The sequence below is a fragment of the Achromobacter sp. 01N37 genome, assembly GCF_056399725.1.
The window spans coordinates 354724-373413 of the sequence record NZ_JBFTRX010000002.1; the positions used below are offsets into that span (position 1 = coordinate 354724).

16 protein-coding genes are annotated in these 18690 nt (G+C 66.4%); 8 read left to right on the top strand and 8 right to left on the bottom strand.

The window, feature by feature from the left end:
- The first annotated feature begins 5 nt into the window (after positions 1 to 5).
- The gene (locus AC1DSJ_RS04900; protein ID WP_082387195.1) at positions 6 to 770 is read left to right on the top strand and encodes an IclR family transcriptional regulator; all 765 of its coding nucleotides are present in this window, start codon (positions 6 to 8) and stop codon (positions 768 to 770) included.
- On the opposite strand, the gene AC1DSJ_RS04905 is transcribed toward AC1DSJ_RS04900, so the two are convergent.
- Both AC1DSJ_RS04905 and AC1DSJ_RS04910 read right to left on the bottom strand, forming a co-directional pair.
- On the bottom strand, positions 679 to 2307 hold the full coding sequence (locus AC1DSJ_RS04905; RefSeq protein WP_441371491.1) for an FAD/NAD(P)-binding protein: 1629 nt from the start codon (positions 2305 to 2307) through the stop codon (positions 679 to 681). The two genes, AC1DSJ_RS04900 and AC1DSJ_RS04905, sit on opposite strands and share 92 nt — an antisense overlap.
- 8 nt (positions 2308 to 2315) lie before the next feature.
- The gene (locus AC1DSJ_RS04910; RefSeq protein WP_054426559.1) at positions 2316 to 3281 is read right to left on the bottom strand and encodes a Bug family tripartite tricarboxylate transporter substrate binding protein; all 966 of its coding nucleotides are present in this window, start codon (positions 3279 to 3281) and stop codon (positions 2316 to 2318) included.
- A 312-nt stretch (positions 3282 to 3593) separates the two neighbouring features.
- Here AC1DSJ_RS04910 and AC1DSJ_RS04915 point away from each other — a divergent pair, with 312 nt between their 5' ends.
- Genes AC1DSJ_RS04915 through AC1DSJ_RS04935 form a run of 5 tightly spaced genes read left to right on the top strand, consistent with a single transcriptional unit; the run spans position 3594 to position 8675 of the window.
- Positions 3594 to 4763, top strand: coding sequence for a CaiB/BaiF CoA transferase family protein (locus AC1DSJ_RS04915; protein ID WP_441371492.1), 1170 nt, complete (start codon positions 3594 to 3596; stop codon positions 4761 to 4763).
- Positions 4760 to 5482 (top strand): enoyl-CoA hydratase/isomerase family protein, encoded by a 723-nt coding sequence (locus tag AC1DSJ_RS04920; RefSeq protein ID WP_054426557.1) that lies wholly within the window; start codon positions 4760 to 4762, stop codon positions 5480 to 5482. Before AC1DSJ_RS04915 ends, AC1DSJ_RS04920 begins: the two co-directional genes overlap by 4 nt.
- 30 nt (positions 5483 to 5512) lie before the next feature.
- The gene (locus tag AC1DSJ_RS04925; RefSeq protein ID WP_054426556.1) at positions 5513 to 6346 is read left to right on the top strand and encodes a CoA transferase subunit A; all 834 of its coding nucleotides are present in this window, start codon (positions 5513 to 5515) and stop codon (positions 6344 to 6346) included.
- Positions 6339 to 7073, top strand: a complete 735-nt coding sequence (locus tag AC1DSJ_RS04930) for a CoA-transferase subunit beta (RefSeq protein ID WP_175171390.1) — start codon at positions 6339 to 6341, stop codon at positions 7071 to 7073. The genes AC1DSJ_RS04925 and AC1DSJ_RS04930 overlap by 8 nt, the downstream gene beginning before the upstream one ends.
- Before the next feature lie 9 nt (positions 7074 to 7082).
- Positions 7083 to 8675: a class I adenylate-forming enzyme family protein gene (locus AC1DSJ_RS04935; protein WP_441371493.1), complete on the top strand. Its 1593-nt coding sequence runs from the start codon at positions 7083 to 7085 to the stop codon at positions 8673 to 8675.
- A gap of 10 nt (positions 8676 to 8685) precedes the next feature.
- Here the strand turns inward: AC1DSJ_RS04935 and AC1DSJ_RS04940 are convergent, their stop codons facing one another.
- The 6 genes from AC1DSJ_RS04940 to AC1DSJ_RS04965 form a co-directional block, all read right to left on the bottom strand.
- Complete coding sequence (locus AC1DSJ_RS04940; RefSeq protein WP_441371494.1) at positions 8686 to 9594, bottom strand: GntR family transcriptional regulator; 909 nt, start codon at positions 9592 to 9594, stop codon at positions 8686 to 8688.
- A 5-nt stretch (positions 9595 to 9599) separates the two neighbouring features.
- Positions 9600 to 10652 (bottom strand): 4-hydroxythreonine-4-phosphate dehydrogenase PdxA, encoded by a 1053-nt coding sequence (pdxA, locus tag AC1DSJ_RS04945; protein WP_054426552.1) that lies wholly within the window; start codon positions 10650 to 10652, stop codon positions 9600 to 9602.
- Positions 10649 to 11866 (bottom strand): D-threonate kinase, encoded by a 1218-nt coding sequence (gene dtnK, locus AC1DSJ_RS04950; protein ID WP_476760270.1) that lies wholly within the window; start codon positions 11864 to 11866, stop codon positions 10649 to 10651. The genes pdxA and dtnK overlap by 4 nt, the downstream gene beginning before the upstream one ends.
- Complete coding sequence (locus tag AC1DSJ_RS04955; protein WP_054426746.1) at positions 11863 to 12852, bottom strand: 2-keto-3-deoxygluconate permease; 990 nt, start codon at positions 12850 to 12852, stop codon at positions 11863 to 11865. Before AC1DSJ_RS04955 ends, dtnK begins: the two co-directional genes overlap by 4 nt.
- Before the next feature lie 184 nt (positions 12853 to 13036).
- Positions 13037 to 15121 carry a TonB-dependent siderophore receptor gene (locus tag AC1DSJ_RS04960; protein WP_441371578.1) on the bottom strand — a complete coding sequence of 695 codons (2085 nt, stop codon included), beginning with the start codon at positions 15119 to 15121 and terminating at the stop codon, positions 13037 to 13039.
- 275 nt (positions 15122 to 15396) lie between these two features.
- Positions 15397 to 15933, bottom strand: coding sequence for a MarR family winged helix-turn-helix transcriptional regulator (locus AC1DSJ_RS04965; protein WP_441371496.1), 537 nt, complete (start codon positions 15931 to 15933; stop codon positions 15397 to 15399).
- Positions 15934 to 16123: 190 nt separating this feature from the next.
- Here AC1DSJ_RS04965 and AC1DSJ_RS04970 point away from each other — a divergent pair, with 190 nt between their 5' ends.
- On the top strand, positions 16124 to 17086 hold the full coding sequence (locus AC1DSJ_RS04970) for a Bug family tripartite tricarboxylate transporter substrate binding protein (RefSeq protein WP_425286154.1): 963 nt from the start codon (positions 16124 to 16126) through the stop codon (positions 17084 to 17086).
- An 11-nt stretch (positions 17087 to 17097) separates the two neighbouring features.
- On the top strand, positions 17098 to 18666 hold the full coding sequence (locus AC1DSJ_RS04975; RefSeq protein ID WP_441371497.1) for a sulfatase-like hydrolase/transferase: 1569 nt from the start codon (positions 17098 to 17100) through the stop codon (positions 18664 to 18666).
- The last annotated feature ends 24 nt before the right edge of the window (positions 18667 to 18690 follow it).

Here is an 18690-nt window from a genome sequence, read left to right on the forward strand (position 1 = left end):
TCAAGATGGACAAGACGCTGCTTAAGGGATTGATGGTTTTGGAGGCGGTGACCGATGTGGACAATCCGCCGCGCACCATCGATGCGCTGGCCGCCCGGGTCGGGCTCACGCGCAGCAACACGCATCGCACGTTGCAGACGCTGATCCACGCGGGCTACGTCATCAAAGACGACGACGGCGGCGGCTATCGCGGCGCGGTGCGTCTGTTTGAATTGGCCGCCCGCCAGTTGGCGCAGCTGGACGTGCGCAAGCTGGCCGCGCCCTTCATGCGCACGCTGGCCGATCAAACGGGCGAGACCGTGCACTTGTCAGTGCTGGATGGGTTTGATGTGGTCTACGTGGACAAGATCGACAGCCCGCAGCCCATCCGCGCGTACTCGATGGTGGGCGGGCGCGCGCCGGCGTATGCGGTGGCCACCGGCAAGGCGCTGCTGGCCTATCAGCCTGAAGGCTATGTCGAGCGTTACGCCGAGCAGCTGGTGCGCCACACGCCGTCCACGATCGTTTCCATGCCCTTGCTGAAAGATGAACTGCGCAAGATTGCCCGCGCCGGTTACGCCGTGAATCGCGGCGAATGGCGCGAGGGCGTGGGCGGGCTGGCCGTGACGCTGTTCAACAGCCTGGACCAGCCCGTGGCGGCCGTGGGCATCTCTGGCCCGCTTGACCGCCTGAGCGCCGCTAGGATGAAGCAGCTGGCGCCGGATGTATCGGCCTGTGCGCAGTCCATCTCTCAGGGGATGGGATATCGGCGCGGCTATCTGGATCAATAAGCGGCACGGGCTGCGTCAGTGCGGCAGCGATGCGCTGCGCCTGATCTTGCGCCAGCCGCGCGTTCACATCCATGGACGTGGTCCAGAAGTACGTGCCGCCCGCCAGGCTGCCCAGCACCGATAGCTGACGCAGCACGGCGCCATGCGCCGTTTTCACGCAACCCGTGTCGTAGTCCAATGCCATGCCGCCAAATGGGTCGGCGCGTGCGTGGCCCTCGCGCAGCAAGGCGGAGATCAGCGGGTCGCCGGTGCGCGCGGCATCCACCGAGAAGCTGGTGGCGTTGATCAGATAAGGGCTGCGCGTGGTGGTGTCTGCTTGCGCCTCACGCAGCCGCGTATGGAACTGGCCGTCGGCCGGGTCGTAACGCGTATCCCGATAGCCTGCACGCACTTGCAGCTGGCCGCTCTTGAACAAGGCTTGCAGGGTGAGCGCGTTGCGCATCGGGAAGGTAGCGCGCCGCGCCATCCACAATGACCGAAAACGCGAATGGAACAGATGACGCTCGGCGTCCGGCATCAGATGCCAGATCTGATCCACCGCCGCGTTGGTGGCGGCCGCCACGGCTTGCCAGGGGCGCGCGGCGCCTGATGATCGGCGTATCTCGTCGTCCAGCGCGGTGTGCGCATCAGCGGCCAAGCCCAACACGTCGTCCGCATCCAGCGCGCCGTTCATGGCGCGCACTTCATCTTGCAACGCGCGCAAAATCACTTCCACCGATAGCGCGCCGCCATGGTCTGCCGCCAGTTGCCGTGCGCCGTCGCGGCTTAGGTGGCGCAGTGCGGCCGGCGGCTGATTGTGCGGACTGCGCACCGACGGCAGCCGCCCATTGCGCGACACGCACAGGATCGGGCCACGATGGCCCGAGCGCGTCAACGCCGCGATGGCGTCCACCGCGCTAAGGCTGGTGCCAACGATGCACACGGAGGCATCCGGCTGGATGCCGCGCGCCAATTCCGCGACGGGATAGGGGCTGTTGAAATACCCCGGCGCATCCTGCAAGTGGGGAAACGCTTGCGAGGGCAGGTTGCCGTTGCACAGCACCGCGTAGCGGGCCTGCCAAGGCGCGCCTTGATCCGGCTCGATACGCATCCAGCCATCAGGCAAGGGCGACACGCGTTGCACCCGCTGTGGCACATGCGCAAGCGACACGCCCAGCGCCCGCGCCAGCGTTTGGCAGCGCGCGTACACATCGCGCAAGTACGCGCCGAACAGGGGGCGCGGCAGAAAGTCCGACGGCGCAATGGCTTCAACGCCATAGCCACGCAGCCACTCGGCATCCTGCCCGCGCAGCCACTCGACGAAGTCCATCCGCTGGTCTGCCCGCGCCGACATATTGCCGGCCGGGATGTTGAGCAGATTGCTGGGCAGGTCATCTTGATACGCGCCGCCCGGGCCAGGCTCGGCTTGCGGTTCGAACAGCGCGATCGTCAGCGGACGGCGCGCGTCCGCCGATTCCGTCGACAGCAGAAACTGGTACAGAAAGCTGACGGCCACGGAGCCGCCTCCCACGATGGCTAGGTCTGCGTGTTGCATCATGCCGGTCGTCATTTCGCAGCCGACATCCGCACCACATCGCCCCAGCGCGCCACTTCCTGCTTCAGCACCCGGCTGGTGTCAGCGGGGGAGGTGGCCACGGCATCCGCGCCCAGCTTCAGCGCGGCCTGCTGCACCGACGCCATCGCGGCGGCCTTCTGCATGCCGGCCGACAATTTGTCGACCACCGCGGGCGGCGTGCCGGCCGGTGCCAGCAGCGCGTAGGCGGTGGCGACGGAATAGTCTTTCACGCCTTGCTCCATCAGCGTGGGCAGATCAGGCAGCGCCGTGGCGCGGGTGGCGGTGGTGACGCCCAGCAGCCGGATCTTGCCGCTGGCCACTTGCGGCAGCAGCGCGGGCAGGGTCTCGATCACCATGTCGATCTGGCCGCCCAGCAAGTCGGTGATGGCAGGGCCGCTGCCGCGATACGGCACGTGCATGAGCTTGGTGCCCGTCACCACCTGGAACAGCTCGCCCGCCATGTGTTGCGAGGTGCCGGGGCCGGCAGACCCGAACGTGATCGTGCCGGGTTTGCTCTTGGCCAGCGCAATCAGTTCCTGCACGTTGTTGGCCGGCACCTTGCTGTTGACGGCCACGGCCATGGGCATGCTGGTGGCCATGGACACGCCCACGAACGCGGTGGCGAAGTCGTAGCCGGGCTTGTCTGGCATGGCGGCGTGGATGGCATGGCTGCCCACCGCGCCCATCAACAGCGTGTAGCCGTCGGGCGCAGACTTGGCCACGTATTCGGCGCCGATCTCACCGCCCGCGCCCGCCTTGTTTTCAACGACAACGCCTTGGCCCAGGAAGTCGCCCAGGTGTTGCGCGTAGATGCGGGCCGCGGCATCCGTGGCCCCGCCCGGCGGGAACGGCACCACCATGCGTACGGGTTTGGCGGGCCAGGCTTGCGCCGATACGGGTCCGGCGGCCAGCGCCAGGACGGCGCCCGCGAGGGCAATGCGCCACGTCTGCTTCATGAAAGTCTCCTTGGTGTGATCGGGCCGTCATGCGCGAGCCGGCGCCGCGTTGGCGGGCGTTTGCTTGGCTGCGGTCCGTTTTTATAAATCCTAAAATATAGGACTCGAATTCCAATAAATGGTTTACCTAGAATTCCACACGGTGATATGCTGGTCAACAATTAAGCGCGGCACCTAGGGATTGCACTAGGATTCACGCGGTGCAAGACACGGCGGCCCACCGCTCGCCGGGCATGATGCCATCCTGAAAGCCGCGCTCTTATAATATTTTTCGCATCCCAAATATTGAATTTTCATAACGAGAGGTCAGACATGACACCCAGTTCGGCACTTACCGGCATCACCGTGCTGGAAATTTGCAATGTCGCGGCGGGACCGTTTTGCGGCATGTTGTTGGCGGATATGGGCGCCGACGTGATCAAGGTTGAAAACCCGGAAGGCGGCGACACGCTGCGTAGCTGGCCGCCCATTTCCGATGGCTATAGCGAGAACTTCGCGTCGCTGAACCGCAACAAGAAGTCGGTGACGCTGAACCTGAAAGACCCGGCCGACCTGGCGCTGGCGCGCGAGCTGGCGCAAACCGTGGACGTGCTGATCGAAAACAACCGCCCCGGCGTGATGGACCGTCTGGGCCTGGGCTATGCGCAATTGCGCGAAGCCAATCCCAAGCTCGTGTACTGCTCGATCTCGGCGTACGGCCAATCCGGCCCGCGCTCGCAGGAAGGCGGTTTCGACCTGACCATCCAGGCCATGAGCGGCATCATGAGCGTGACGGGCGAAGCCGGCGGTGAACCCGTCAAATGCGGCGTGCCGGTGGCGGATTTTTCAGCGGGCCTGTATGGCGCGTTCGCCATTGCCTCGGCCTTGCGCGCGGCGCAGGCCAGCGGGCAGGGCACGCATATCGACGTGCCGATGTTGGGCGCCACGCTGGGCATCGCCGCGTTGCAAACGTCAGAGTTCTTCGGCAGCGGCAAAGACCCCGTCAAGCTGGGTTCCGCGCATCCGCGCAATGCGCCGTATCAGGCGTTTCGCTGCCAGGGCGGTTACTTCGGCATGGCCGCGGGCAATCAGGCCTTGTGGAAGGCCGTGTGCGTCACGGTGGGCCGTGAAGACCTGCTGGCTGACCCGCGCTTTACCGACACCAGCGCACGTGCGCGCAACCAGACAGCGCTGCGGGAAATTCTGGAAGCGATCTTCGCCGGCGATGATGCCCAGACCTGGTTGTCGCGCTTTCGCGCGGCAGGCGTGCCGTGCGCGCCCATCAACACGTATTCCGAAGTGCTGGCCGACCCGCAAGTCGAACACATGGGCTGGGTGCAGCCGGTGGAATTGCCCAACGGCGTGCAGACCCGCACCTTCGGCCTGCCCGTGCGCTTTGACGGCCAGACGACGGCGCTGCGGCTGCGTCCGCCTGCGCTGGGCGAGCACAACGACGAAGTGCTGGGCGCATTGCGCGCCGCCAAGCAGGGAGGCCAGGCATGAGCGCCGTTCTGCGTATCGACAAGCAAGACGCGCGCCATGTGCTGACCCTGACGCGCGCTGAAAAAATGAACGCGCTGTCTGCCGATTTGGTGGAAGCGCTGATCTCGGCGCTGGACGATGCCGAAGCGCAAGGCGCCAAGCTGATCGTGCTGAAGGGCGAAGGCAAGAACTTCAGCGCGGGGTTTGATTTTGGCGACTGGCAAACGCAAAGCGAAGGCGATTTGCTGTTGCGCTTTGTGCGCATCGAGACGTTGCTGCAACGTCTGGCGGGCTCACCCTGCCTGACGGTGGCGCTGGCGCATGGCCGTAATTTTGGCGCAGGCGTGGATCTGTTTGGCGCCTGCAAATGGCGCGTCAGCGCACCGGACGCTACGTTCCGCATGCCGGGCCTGAAGTTCGGATTGGTGCTGGGCACGCGCCGCTTTGCCGCGCTGGTGGGCGCCGAGCGCGCGCGCGCGGTGCTGGAGCAAGCGGCGACCTTTAGCGCGGAAGAAGCTTTGCGCGACGGCTTCGCCACGCGGCTGGCCGTGGCGCAGGAATGGGCGGAGATCGAGCAGCAGGCGGCCGACACCGCGGCCGCGTTGACGGACGCCAGCCGTGCGCAGTTGTACGCGGCGCTGTCGCAGGAATCGCCGGACGCCGATCTGGCGCGGCTGGTGCGGTCCGCTGCCGCGCCCGGTTTGAAAGACCGCGTGGCCGCCTATCTGCAAGCGCGCTAACGCCAAGAACAAACAGCAGGGAGGAAGACAATGGCTTCGGGTTTCAATCAAAAGAACAAGCAGTGCTCGGTGGCGGAACTGGCGGCGTTGGTGCCCAACGGCGCCTCGATTGCGCTGGGCGGCAGCTTTCTGCATCGCGGGCCGTTCGCGTTCGTGCGTGAACTGATTCGCCAGGGCAAGCGCGATCTGGAATTGATCAAGCAATCGCCGGGTTACGACGTAGACATCCTGTGCCGCGCGGGCGTGTTGCGCCGCGTGCGCGCAGGCATCGTCGCCATGGAAGGCAACTTCGGTTTGGCGCCGTGGTATCGGCGCGCCGTGGAACGCCATGAAATCGAACTGGAAGAACACGCCTGCGCCAGCCTGACGGCGGGGCTGCGGGCGGCGGCCTTCGGCGTGCCGTTTCAGCCTTGCGGCGGCCTGCACGGCAGCGGCTTGCCGGAATTGAATGGCTGGGCGTGCCTGGACGACCCGTATGGCAGTGGGCAAAAGACGTATGTGGTGCCGGCCATCCGCCCGGACTTCGCCGTGATCCAGGCGTCCGAAGTGGATGCGCTGGGCAATGTGCGCGTGCACGGCACGGCGCATTGGGACCGCATCATGTCGCGCGCGGCGGGCAGCGTGCTGGTGGTGGCCGAGAAGGTGGTGGACAGCGCCGTGTTCGAAGCGCAACCGGAGTCCACGCTGGTGCCGTACTTCATGGTGCAGGCCTACGCGGTGGCGCCGGGCAGTGCGTGGCCGGGTTCATGCTGGCCCGATTACGCCATCGACTATCCGGCGGTGGAATCCTACATGGACAAGAACAGCGATCTGGCGGCGCATCTGGCGGCCGCACCGGAAGCGCAAGGGGGCAATCATGGCTGAGCAATGGTCGGCTTTTTCGTACATCGTCACGAACCTGGCGCGCTTCATCCGCCCGGATGAAATCACCTTCAGCGGCGTGAATTCCACCATGCCGATGTTGGCGTGCCTGCTGGCCAAGCGCGCCTACGACTGGGACTTCGTCTACATCAACGTGGCGGGCGGCGTGAACCCGCGCCCATCGCACATTCCCATTTCAAGCTCTGATCCGGTGCTGGCCGAGCACACCGCGTCGATCTTTTCTAACGAGGACTTCTACGACCTGTGCACGCGCGGCCGCATGGACCTGACCTTTCTGGGCGCGGCGCAGATCGACGGCGCGGGCTGCGCGAACAACTCCTGCATTGGCGACTGGCATGCACCCAAGGTGCGCTTGCCGGGCGGCGGTGGCGGCGCGGTGATGCTGCCCACCGCCCGTCGCGCCTGCACGTGGCGCACGGAACATTCGCGCCGCACCTTCGTGCCGAAGCTGGACTTCATGACGTCGTGGGGCGGGTTCCACGGGGTGGTGACGCCGATCGCCGTGTTCGTGAAGCGCGACGGGCGCTTGGCGCTGCAATCGTGGCATCCGGAGTCCAGCCTGTCGGAAGTGCGCGAGCGCACGGGCTTTGAGTTCGACGCCACGGGCGCCGCGCCATCGGAACCGCCCACCGCTGCCGAAGCCCGCGCGTTGCGCGAGCTGGACGCGGACGGGCAGTTCGAACGCGACGCCGCTGTCGCGCTGCGCTAGGAGACCGCCATGACGATTGCCGATGCCACGCTAGTGGCGGCGTTTTCGCGCGCATGGCGTCAGCCCGAATGGGCGGCGCGCCCCGCCATCGTGACGGCGGACGAGACGCTGACGTATGCCGGCCTGCACCGCCGGGTCGGGCAAATCGCCGCGGGCTTGCGCGCCGCGGGCGTTGCGCCCGGCAGCTACGTGGCGATTGCGATGGAGCGGTCGCTCGATCAGGTGCTGACGATTCTGGGCGTGATGGTGGCGGGGGCGTGCCCCTGCCCGTTGGAGCCCCGGCTATCGGTTGAAGAAACCGCGCGCCGGGTGACGGCGGTGGGGCTGACGTGGATGGTGCACGACGACGCCAACACGGCCACGGCGCAGGCGAGCGGAATGGCTTCGGCACGGCTGCTTGATGCGGCACGCGTGGCGCAGGAGCGCGTCGATGGCGAAGCGGGGATGGGGTGGGAGTCGGGTGCGGGTTTGGGTGCGGAACTGGGTGTAGAACGGGGTGCGGAACCGGGTGCGGAACTGGCCCCTGACGCCCCGGGTCTGCTGCTGTTTACCTCCGGCAGCACGGGCAACCCCAAGGGCGTGTTGCTGAGCCATCGGGGCCTGGCGAACAATGCGCGTGGCGTGCTGGCGCATACGGCCCTGACGCCTGCCGACCGCTTGCTGCACGTGATGCCGCTGCATCACACCAATGCGCTGAACAATCAAATTTTCGCGCCGCTGCTGGCGGGCGCAAGCGTGGCGTTGGCGGGGCGCTTTCGCGCCGACGACATGCCAGGGCTGCTGCGCGCGTTTGCGCCCACCATCATCACCGGCGTGCCGACCATGTATGCGCGCATGCTGGAATTGGCGTTCGATGCGCAAAGCTTGTCGGGCCTGCGCTTTGCCCGCTGCGGGTCTGCGCCCATCACCGAGGCGCTGCATCGGCGCATCGAAGCCTTTCTGGGTTGCCCGCTGGTGGTGTCCTACGGCTTGTCGGAAGCGACATGCACGTCAACCATGAACCCGCCTGCGGCGCGCCGTGTCGGGACGGTGGGGACGGTGCTGGCGGGGCAAAGCGTCACGCTGCGCCTGCCCGATGGCACCGAAGCCGCGCGCGGTGGCGAAGGCGAAATCTGCATCGCGGGCGACAGCCTGATGCTGGGCTATCTGGGCGTAGACAACGGTGAGGATGGCGCGCTGCAATTGCTGCGCACGGGCGACCTTGGGCGCTTTGACGATGACGGATACCTGAGCATCACCGGCCGCATCAAGGACGTGATCATCCGGGGCGGCGAGAACCTGTCGCCCGCGCTGATCGAAGGCGTAGTCACCGGGTTGCCCTTTGTCGCCGCATGCTGCGTAGTGGGGGCGCCCGACGAAGACTTGGGCGAAGTGCCGGTGATCTTCGTGCAGCGCAAGGGCGATGCATCAGAAGGCGCGACGGGGGGCGCTGCGGGCCGGGATGAAGAAGGCGCGCAGATCCAGGCCAGTGTGCTGGCCGGACTAGGCCGCATCTATGTGCCGCGCGATGTGCTGTGGGTTGAACGCTTGCCGGAGAATGCCGTGGGCAAAGTGGACCGCAAGGCGCTGGCGCAGCAGGTGAAGGCGGCGGCCAGCGCATGAGCAAAGCGAATCAGGAGGCGCGCCGCAGCCGGGCCAGTTCGGCTGACAGTTCCGCCACCAGCGCTTCGGCGCGGGCCAACGGGTCTGCGTCGGCATCCGGTGCCGCTACGGCGGATGTTTCCGAAGTGGCGGCAGGCGCATCCTGCAAGCGCGGATGCACGCTTTCGTGGCCCATGCTGACGTCCACATCGAACACCAGCTGTTCGGCGCGGTGCCAGGTCGTGAACCATTCCAGCGGCCGGTCGTGCTGGTCCATGCCCTGGCCTTGCAGCATCAGTAAGGGCGTGCCGGTTTGGGTATCCAGCAATTCCGCCAGCGTGGCGTCAGCGGCCACGGCGCGAATCTGATTGCGGCCCGCCCCAGGGCGCAGACCAAAACGGCGGGTCAGCACACCATGCAGCGACGCATCCGCCAGATCATCGGCGCGCAGGCCCGGCACCGCATCAGCGGGCAGCCAGGTGCGCACGTAGGCCAAGGGCGCTTCGGCCACATGGCGCAGCCGTTCCAGCATCAATAACTTATTCGTGCCGAAGAATGCCGCCACGTCTGCGGGCGGCTCGGCGCGTGCAAAGGCCAGCACGCGGGTTTGCAGGGCCACGCCCGATTGGGCGAATTGTTCGTACAGGCCGGTAGACCGCTGCACCAGACGGCGATGCTCTTGCGGCGCCGCCACGGTGGCGGGGCGGCCGGTTTCGCGCTGGATCAGGCCTTCGGCGGCCAGCGCCGCCAGGGCCTGGCGCACCACGCTGCGCGCCACGCCAAAGCGTTCGCACAGCGCGGCTTCGCTGGGCAGCACGGCGCCCGCCGCGAGCTTGTTCGTTCGGATGACGCCGCGCAGCAGGGTGGCCACCTGCGCGTGCAGCGGGATATCGCCGGAGCGATCAAGAACGGGCAATGCGTCGTGCGTGGCGGGCGCCATGGAAATCAACCTCCGGTTTGTGCCCGCGCAGTTTCCCACACATGCGTCCAGCCCGGGGCCAGATGCGCGGCGCGCTCGGCGGCCAGGATCAGACTGTCTTCTCGGGCGATGCCCTTGCCGGCGATGTCGAAGGCGGTGCCGTGGTCCACGGACACGCGCACAACCGGCAGGCCGACCGTGATGTTGACGCCGTCGTCGCCGTACACGGCCTTGAAGGGCGCGTGGCCTTGGTCGTGGTAACAGGCGATCACGAACTGCCATTTGCCGCGCACGGCTTGCGGGAACAGCGCGTCGGCCGGAATGGGGCCGGCGGCCAGGATGCCGGCCGCGTTGGCTTCGGCCACAGCGGGCGCCAGGATGTCGGCGTCTTCGCTGCCGAAGATGCCGTTTTCGCCGGCGTGCGGGTTCAGGCCCGACACGGCAACCGGCTGGTCGCCACGGCCCAGCGCCTTGGCGAACGAACCCGCCAGGCGCAGCACCGCGCGCATGCGCACGGGCGTCAGGTCTTCGATGGCCTGGCGCAGCGACACGTGGGTGGTGGCGTGGAAGATGTAGAGGTCGCCGGCCGACAGCACCAGCGAGAAGGTCTTGACGCCGAACTCGTGGGCCAGCAGTTCGGTATGGCCGGGCCACTTGTGGCCAGCGGCGTGCATGGCCGCCTTGTTCAGCGGCGCGGTGACGATGCCGTCGACTTCACCGGCGCGGGCCAGGGCGCAAGCCGTGGTCACGAAACGGACCGAGCCGTCGCCTGCATCGGCGCTGATTTCACCCAGCTTGACGTGGGCCAGCGACGGGCCGGCTTGCAGCACTTCAATCGTGCCGGGCGTGTTGGTGCAGTCAGCCGGACGGTCCAGCTTCTTCACAATGGCGGGGTCGCCGCCCAGGCTGCGCACGGCGTTGACCATGACGTCCACGTCGCCGACCACCAGCAGGCGGGCCTTCTGGCGCAGTTCGTCGTGGCCCATCAGCATCTTGGCCGTGATTTCCGGCCCGATGCCCGCCACGTCGCCCAGGGTGACGGCCAGCAAAGGCAGCTTGTTGGGTTGGGGTTGTGTCATCGCTTGAATCTCCTGTCGCGGATCGCGCGCACTGCGCGAACCAGTACGTCTTCGGTGCCAAAGCCGCCGGCCTTGGTCACCACGGGCAGGCCCGCGGCCGTGCCCCCGGTCAGCGTGCCCAAAGGCACGCCGCCCATCACTTCATCCACCAGCGCAATGCCGCGCGCGGCCAGCGCCACCAGCACGCTGCGTGCGCCGTCGCCACCGGTGGCGACCACGCCCGCGGCTCGCGAGGTGGTGATCAATTGCGCCGCCAGGCTGCCCAGCCTGTCAGCGACTTTTTCAGAATCCAGGCCGTCGAGTTGGCCTTCGGGCGCCAGCAGCAGCACCGTGCCCGCCTCGGCGGGGGCTTGCGCGTGCGATTGCAGCAGCGGCTGGCTCCAGGCCTGCCACGCGGCGTCGTCGGCCAGTTGCGCCAGCGACGGCGTCCAGGTGTCGGCGCCCGACGCTTGCAGCGCGGCCGCTTGTGCACGCGCCGCGCTGTGCTGCGACGTAACGACGACCACGACGGGCGCCGTCTGATCCGCACCCGCCCACACGCGGGCCAGCGGCACGGCCAGGCCGCCCGCGCCTACGGGCAGCGCGTGTTCGCCCAGCAGGCCGATGGCGCGCGCCAGACGCTCCAGGTCAGCGTCCGAGGCGGCGTCCACCACCACGGTGTTGCCGGCCTGGCGGATGCGCTGGGCCAGCGTTTCCGGCGTATCGCCGTCTTGCGCGGCCACGTGGGCGCAGCCCAGCAGCGTGGGGATATGGCTTTCGGTCACGGGCGTGACGGGGTCGGTTGCAGCCGAGGTCTCGGTGACCGGCTTGYCGTTCACGTAGAGAATGCCTTGCTCGACGGTGCGGCCGGTGGCCGGGAACGCGGGGCAGATCACCGCCACCGTGTTCGGGCCCCAGGCCTCGCGCGCCGCATCGATCTCGGCCTTGAACGCGCCGCGCAAGGTGGAGTCCACCTTCTTGTACAGGCGCGACACGCCGGCCGCGCGCAGCTGCTGCACGTTTTGCTGGATGACGCGGGCGGCGTCGGCGGCGGGCAGGGCACGGCTGTTGGTGGTGACGGCCAGCACTTCGACGCCGGCTGTAGCGGGGCCGGACAACGCTTCGTCGGCGTCGCCGATGGACAGGTGCGTGCTCCAGCCGGCGCGCACAAACTGCACCGCGGTGTCACCGGAACCGGTCAGATCATCAGCGACGATGGCGATGGTGGGAGTCAAAGCGCCTCTCCGCGCGCCTCGCCCAAGGTGGGCGTGCCGCTGGTTGTGTCCGCATCTTCGGACTTGAGTTCACCCGCGCGCTTCAGGAAGTACGAAGCCAAAATCGGCGCCAGGATCGAGCTGATCAGCACGCACGCGGCGACCTGCGCGGTGGCGGTCGCGACGTACTGCTGGAAGTTCGGGTCGGCTGCCGCCACCACGGCGGGCGTGGCGATGGCGTTACCGGCCGTCGTGCCCGCTGCAAAACCCAGGCCGCTCTTGCCGCCACGGCGCAGGATCATACGATAGCCCAGGTAGACCAGGCCGCCGGTGATGGGGCTGATGATCAGGCCCAGGATCAGGCCGCTCATGCCGCCGCTGACGACCGCGCCCAGGTTGATGCCGGTGCCCAGCGCAAAGGCGAAGAACGGGATGACGATGTTCGGCACGGGCTTGAGCACGTCGCGCCACTTCGGGTCCAGGTTGCCGACCACGACGCCCAACAGGAACGGCACCAGGGCCGCCACCAGGGCAATCATCGGAATATCGGCCAGGCCCGACGCGCCCAGGAACAGCAGGCTGAAGAAGGGGCCATCGTTGACCGCGCTGGCGACATAGGCGCCACGGTCGCGGGCGTCGCCGTACTGGCCGGTATAGGCCAGCCACAGGCCGCCGTTGCTGTTGTCGAACGCGGCCAGCATGGCCAGGATCGACACGCCCAGCACGCCGTCCAGGCCGACGTAGCTGCCCAGAATGATGATCAGCGTGGCGGGTACCAGCGTCTTCATCAACAGAATGGTGCCGGCGGTAGCCAGGATGGGGCCGCCGGTGCGGGTGTTGACTTGCGTGCCGGTCGCGAAGATCAGCAGGGCAATCAGTGGCAGGGCGCTGTTCTTGAAGAGGGCGGTGGTGAAGCCGCCGATGGCCAGCGCATCAGGGGCGAAGGTGCCGATCAGGGAACCCAGGATCAGCGGCACAAGCATCAATCCACCAGGGATTTTCTGCATGGTGCCAAAAAAAGGCGAACGGGAAGAGGCAGCGGTCGACACTTGCGTAAGTCTCCAGGACGGTTCTGGTGGGTTGCAGACGTTCGTTGACGCGTCTGTCAATGGGGGTTGAAAACGCGTAGTGTACACCTGTACGTACTAGCTGTACGTACAGGTTAACCCGTCCTGGAGTGCGCGATGCCGCCTAGAAGCGGTAGGCCCCGCTCAGCATCACCGTGCGGCGCGCGCCGTAGAAGCAGTCGCCCCGATCCAGGCAAACCACTTCATACGTGCGGTCGGCAATGTTGTTGACGTTCAGCGCATAGCGCCACGGCCCGTTGTCGTAGCTGACCATGGCGTCAAACAAGGTGACGGCGGGCGTTTGCGGCGCGCCGCCATCGCGGAATGCGCTCAGGTAGCGCACGCCCGCGCCCACGGCAAAGCCGGGCTGGCCGGCCAGCGCGAAGCGGTACTTGCCCCACAACGACGCCATGTGTTTGGGCAGGCCTTCCAGCTGCGGGTCCGGGTCGGTGTAGATGTAGTTGGCGATCACGTCCACGTCTTTGGTGGCGCGGCCGCGCAGTTCCAGTTCCACCCCGCGCGTGCGCGTCTTGCCGGCCTGGAGCTGGTTGTTGGGGTTTTCGGGGTCGTTCGTCTGCCGGTTCTTTTCCCGCAGGTCGTAGGCGGCGGCGGTGAATTCGATGTCGGCGTCCTTCGGCATGTACTTGATGCCGGCCTCGACCTGCTTGCCGCGCATCGGCTTGTAGCGCTCGTTGTAGAAGTTCGATCCGGCGATCGGCGTGAATGATTCGCTGTAGCTCAGGTACGGCGACCAGCCGTTGTCGGCCGCGTACATCAGGCCGAAGCGCTTGGTGGTGGCGTAATCGGTTTCCTTGTCCTGGCCATCGATGCGGTTGTCGGCGCGGTCGCGGCGGATGCCCGCCAGGAAGATCCAGTTCTTGTCGAACTTGATCTGGTCCTGCGCGTAAAAGCCCAGTTGCTGCTGCTTTTGCTTGGGGGTGTCTGACAGCTCGTATTCCGGGATGTTGCCGTACACGGGGTGGTACAGGTTCAGCGGCGCGCCCAGGCCGCTGGCCGTCTGGCTGGTTTCGCGGTAATGCGAATAGTCCATGCCGACGATCACGGTGTGTTCGGTGCGGCCCCAGTTCAGTTTGCCTTCGATGTTCTGGTCGGCCAGCAGCGTGCGCATGCGCGGCTTGTTGACGTAGAAGAAGCGGTCGGTGGTGGTTTGGTCCGGGTCGATGTAGGAATTGCCGCGGCGCTCGCCATACACGTTCGGGTACAGCGATTGATAGTCGACGCGGCTGACCGTGTTGCGGAAGTTCTGGCGGAATTTCCAGGTGTCGTTGAACTGGTGTTCGAACAGCCAGCCCACACTGAACTGTTCAGTGTCGTAGGCGTCCCAACCCGGTTCGCTGACGAAGCGGCGGGTGGGAATGCGGCCATTGGGGTTCTCTTGCACCGACCCGCTCCAGGGCAGGAACGATTGCGTCGTGCCGGCCTTGTCCTTTTGCCACAAGGCCTGCAACGTCAGCGACGTGGCGGCGCTGGGTCGCCAGGTCAGGGACGGCGCCAGCATCAGGCGGTCGTCGGGGGCGTGCTGCACCTGCGTGTCGCTGTCCCGGCCCACCGCCACCACGCGGTACAGCCATTGGCCGTCTTCCGTCACCGGGCCGGTCAGGTCGGCCTGGATTTCGCGGCGGTGATCGTTGCCCAGCACCACGCCGATCTCGCGTTGGGCTTCGGCCTGCGGGCGCTTGCTGACCAGGTTCACGATGCCGCCGGTGCTGCCCTGTCCGTACAGCATGGACGACGGGCCGCGCAGCACTTCCACGCGTTCCATGCCGTAGATCTCGGTGCGCGGGTTGTTGTAGTTGAAGTACTGGCGCAGGCCGTCCAGGTACTGGGCGGGCTCCACGCCACGGATGCGCACATAGTCGCCGCGGTTGTCCACGCCATACGCGTTGGGGCGCACGCCGGCCGCGTAGTTCATGGCGTCCTGCACGTTCTGCGAACCCTGGTCCACGATCTGGCCACGCGGAATCACGGTGATGGCCTGCGGCGTTTCCGATAACGGCGTATCGGTCTTGGTGCCGGTGGCGCTGCGCGTGGCGACGTAGCCATCAACCGGCCCCGTCGCGGTTTCACCCGTGCCGGTCACCTGCACCGCGGGCAGGACGGTGGTGGGTTCGGCCGTCTGGGCATGCGTGGCGGCGCTTAAGCAAGCCGCCAGCGCGGCGGCGATGGGCAATAGCGGTTGAGGCCGCACGCGGTGGGCGGCATGGACTAGGTGGCGTTTCAAGAGAGTCCCCTCGCGGCCCGTCGGCCGCCGATTACATATAGGAATAGCAACGATAATTATTATTAATTAATGTTTATGGGATCACCGGGATTTGCGCCCAACGCAGATGTAAAAAAGCCCTGCAAGCCACGTTGGCGGGCAGGGCAGATAGAAAAATAGGCCTATTTTTCAGGGGTTTGGCGCAGTTCTTTGTGGCGATGGGCCAATGATCGCGTTGTTGGCCGCACGCGACAACCATCGCCTCAGGCGTACTGCGCCCGCCGCGTGCCGCCTTCGCGGCGGCTGGCTTTTTCCGACACGATGTTGTCTTCCGCCATGCGGCGGCCGCGTTGTTCGATGCGGCCCAACAGGTCACGCAAGACCGCGATTTCGCTATCGCTCAGGTCTTGCACCAGCAGGTCATTCAAGCCCGCAACTTCCGGCAGCAGGGCGTGATAGCGGGCCAGGCCTTCGGCGGTGGCTTCGACGCGCACCACGCGCCGGTCAGCGCTGTCGTGCAAGCGGCGCAGCCAGCCTTTTTCGCACAGCGCGCCCAAGGTGCGCGAGGTGCGGGCCAGGTCCAGCTTGGCGGCCGCGGCCAGTTCGGCCGAATTCATGATGCCGCCTTCCACGGCACAGGCCAGGATGCGCCATTCGCGCCGCGTGATGCCAAAGCGCCCTTCGCACAGCCGCACGAAAACAGGATTGGACTGCGACCAGGCCTGGTACAGCCGGTACATCAGCATGTCGGCCAGATGGCGGGGGTCGGGCGCGGGGGCGGGGGCGGGCAATTCAGGCATGGCGTCTCTTTCCGGGTCGGATGGCGTGTAGCGCGCATCGCGTTCTTCATATCGTTATGGATAGTGCTGGATTAGATCAAGCAATGGCCCCGTTGCTACATTCAATTTGCTTATTTGGGTATCGGCCAGGCATCAATAACCATAACCGACAGCAGGCCACTGTCTCCAGGAGAAGACGATGCGGAAATGGATGGCGAGCGCCCTGGCGGCGACCGCGTTGACGGGGCTGGCGCCGCTGGCCGGTGCGCAGCAACCGGCGCTGGACGGCGCGCTGACGATTGTGGTTGGCTATCCGCCGGGCGGCAGTTCCGACCGCATTGCGCGGCTGGTTGCTGACCGTCTGAAAGACCGGGTCGGCGTGCCCGTCGTGGTCGAGAACAAGACGGGCGCGGGCGGCCGCATCGCGGCGCAGGGCCTGCACGCCGCGCCCGCCAATCAGAATGTGCTGATGCTGGCCAACCCGGCGGTCATGGTGGTGGCGCCGCTGGTGTATGCACAACCGGGGTACGACGCTCAACAGGACTTCAAACCCGTGTCGCTGGCCAGCCGCTACAAGTTCGCCTTGGCTGTGCCGGCCAGTTCGCCGATTCAAGATGTGCCGGCACTGCGCCAGTGGCTGCGCGCCAACCCCAAACAGTTCACCGTCGGCGTGCCGGCCACCGGCAGCTTGCCGCACTTTTTCGCGCTGATGCTGGGCCGTGAAATCAAGCAGGAGCCGGAAGTGATTGGCTACCGCGGCTCGGCCCCGCTGATCTCGGAACTGATCGGCGGCATCCTGCCGCAAGGCATCGACACGCTGGACACGCTGCTGCCGCAACACCGCGCGGGCAAGATCCGCATCCTGGCAACCTCCGGCGACACGCGCGACGCTGATCTGAAAGACGTGCCCACCTTCAAGGAAAGCGGCGTGGATTTGGCCGCCGACGGCTGGAACGCCTTCTTCGCCCCGGCAGCAATGCCGCAAGCAAAGATCGACCGCTTGGGCGCCGACATTGCCGCCATCTTGCGCGAACCCGCCATGCAGGAGGCCGTGCGCGGCGTGTTCCTGGAGCCGGTGTCGTTGGACGCCGCCGCCACGGCTGACGCGCTGGCCGCCTACCGCAAGCAGTGGGAACCCGTGGTGCGGGCCTCCGGCTTCACGGCCACACAATAAGGGGCGCCGCAATGAGCACTGTACAAAATGTGTTGTTCATCATGGCCGACCAGCTGCGTGCCGACCACCTCAGCTGTTATGGCCATCCGTACTTGCAGACCCCCAGCCTGGACGCGCTGGCCGCGCGCGGCGTGCGCTTTGATCGCGCCTTCGTGAATTCCGGCGTGTGCGGGCCGTCACGCATGAGCTACTACACCGGCCGCTATCCGTCGCGTCATGGCGCAACGTGGAACCGCGTGCCGCTGTCCGTCAACGAGATCACGCTGGGCGAATATCTGGCGGGGCAGGGGCGGGAATTGGCCCTGGCTGGCAAAACCCACATCATCCCTGACCGCGCCGGCATGGAACGCCTGGCCATCGATGGCGCGTCGGAATTGGGCGTTTTGCTCAGCCAGGGCGGCTTCACCGAACTGGACCGCTACGACGGCCACCACACCCCCGGTCAGGAAAGCGGCTACCCCGCCTTCCTGCGCCGCCACGGTTACGACAGCGCAGACCCCTGGACCGACTACGTCATCGCGGGCGTGGACGCCAGCGGCCAGGTCGTCAGCGGCTGGAACATGCGCAACGTGCATCTGCCGTCCCGCGTGGCCGAGCCGCATTCCGAAACCGCCTACATGACGGACCAGGCGCTGGATTTCATGAAGCGCCGCGGCAGCCAGCCCTGGGTGCTGCACTTAAGCTACGTGAAGCCGCACTGGCCTTACATGGCGCCTGCGCCCTACCACCAGCGCTATACCGCCGATCAATGCCTGCCGGTGCGCCGCAACCAGGAAGAGCTGCGCGACGCGCATCCCGTTGTGGCCGCCTATCGGCAGCAGGAAGAAAGCATCAGCTTTTCCACGGACGAATGCGTGCGCGTCGTGCGCCCTGCGTATCAAGGCTTGATCCGGCAACTGGACGATCACCTTGGCCGTCTGTTCGACTACATGGAAGGCGCGGGCCTGATGCAGAACACGCTGATCGTCTTCACGGCCGATCACGGCGACTTCCTGGGCGACCACTGGCTGGGCGAAAAGGAACTGTTCTACGACACCGTGCAACGCGTGCCGTTCATCGTGATGGACCCGTCCGCCGCCGCCAACGCCACGCGCGGCCGGGCGCTGGACGATATGGTCGAAAGCGTGGACGTCGTGCCAACCGTGCTGCGCGCATTAGGCACACCGGGGCCTGCGCATCGGCTGGAAGGCCGCGAACTGCAAACGCTGCTGCACGGCCGGGATGCCGCCACGCCCTGGCGCGACTGCGTGTTTTCGGAACTTGACTACAGCTTCCGCCAAGCGCGCATCCTGCGCGGCAAAACGCCGCAGAACGCACGCGCATGGTCAGTGCGCACCGACCGCTGGCGCTACGTGCATTGGCTGGACGAACCCGAGCAGCTTTTTGATTTGCACGCCGACCCCGATGAGTTCCAGGACCTGGGCAGAAGCACCGCGCATGCAGACGTCCGCGCAGCATTGCGCGAACGCCTGCTGGACTGGATGCTGCGCGGCAAACGCCGAACCACCATCAGCGACGAAGCCATTGAAAAAGCCACGAACGCGCACAAGCGGGCGGGGGTGTTTTTCGGGCAGTGGTAGGGGCGGGGGCGGCTCAAGAGAAAT

Coding starts and splice junctions, on each gene's coding strand:
- AC1DSJ_RS04915 (WP_441371492.1), top strand. CDS start 3,594: ATGACACCCAGTTCGGCACTTACCGGCATCACCGTGCTGGAAATTTGC.
- AC1DSJ_RS04970 (WP_425286154.1), top strand. CDS start 16,124: ATGGCGAGCGCCCTGGCGGCGACCGCGTTGACGGGGCTGGCGCCGCTG.
- AC1DSJ_RS04975 (WP_441371497.1), top strand. CDS start 17,098: ATGAGCACTGTACAAAATGTGTTGTTCATCATGGCCGACCAGCTGCGT.
- AC1DSJ_RS04910 (WP_054426559.1), bottom strand. CDS start 3,281: ATGAAGCAGACGTGGCGCATTGCCCTCGCGGGCGCCGTCCTGGCGCTG.
- AC1DSJ_RS04920 (WP_054426557.1), top strand. CDS start 4,760: ATGAGCGCCGTTCTGCGTATCGACAAGCAAGACGCGCGCCATGTGCTG.
- AC1DSJ_RS04925 (WP_054426556.1), top strand. CDS start 5,513: ATGGCTTCGGGTTTCAATCAAAAGAACAAGCAGTGCTCGGTGGCGGAA.
- AC1DSJ_RS04905 (WP_441371491.1), bottom strand. CDS start 2,307: ATGATGCAACACGCAGACCTAGCCATCGTGGGAGGCGGCTCCGTGGCC.
- pdxA (WP_054426552.1), bottom strand. CDS start 10,652: ATGACACAACCCCAACCCAACAAGCTGCCTTTGCTGGCCGTCACCCTG.
- AC1DSJ_RS04965 (WP_441371496.1), bottom strand. CDS start 15,933: ATGCCTGAATTGCCCGCCCCCGCCCCCGCGCCCGACCCCCGCCATCTG.
- AC1DSJ_RS04900 (WP_082387195.1), top strand. CDS start 6: ATGGACAAGACGCTGCTTAAGGGATTGATGGTTTTGGAGGCGGTGACC.
- AC1DSJ_RS04930 (WP_175171390.1), top strand. CDS start 6,339: ATGGCTGAGCAATGGTCGGCTTTTTCGTACATCGTCACGAACCTGGCG.
- AC1DSJ_RS04955 (WP_054426746.1), bottom strand. CDS start 12,852: ATGCAGAAAATCCCTGGTGGATTGATGCTTGTGCCGCTGATCCTGGGT.
- AC1DSJ_RS04940 (WP_441371494.1), bottom strand. CDS start 9,594: ATGGCGCCCGCCACGCACGACGCATTGCCCGTTCTTGATCGCTCCGGC.
- AC1DSJ_RS04935 (WP_441371493.1), top strand. CDS start 7,083: ATGACGATTGCCGATGCCACGCTAGTGGCGGCGTTTTCGCGCGCATGG.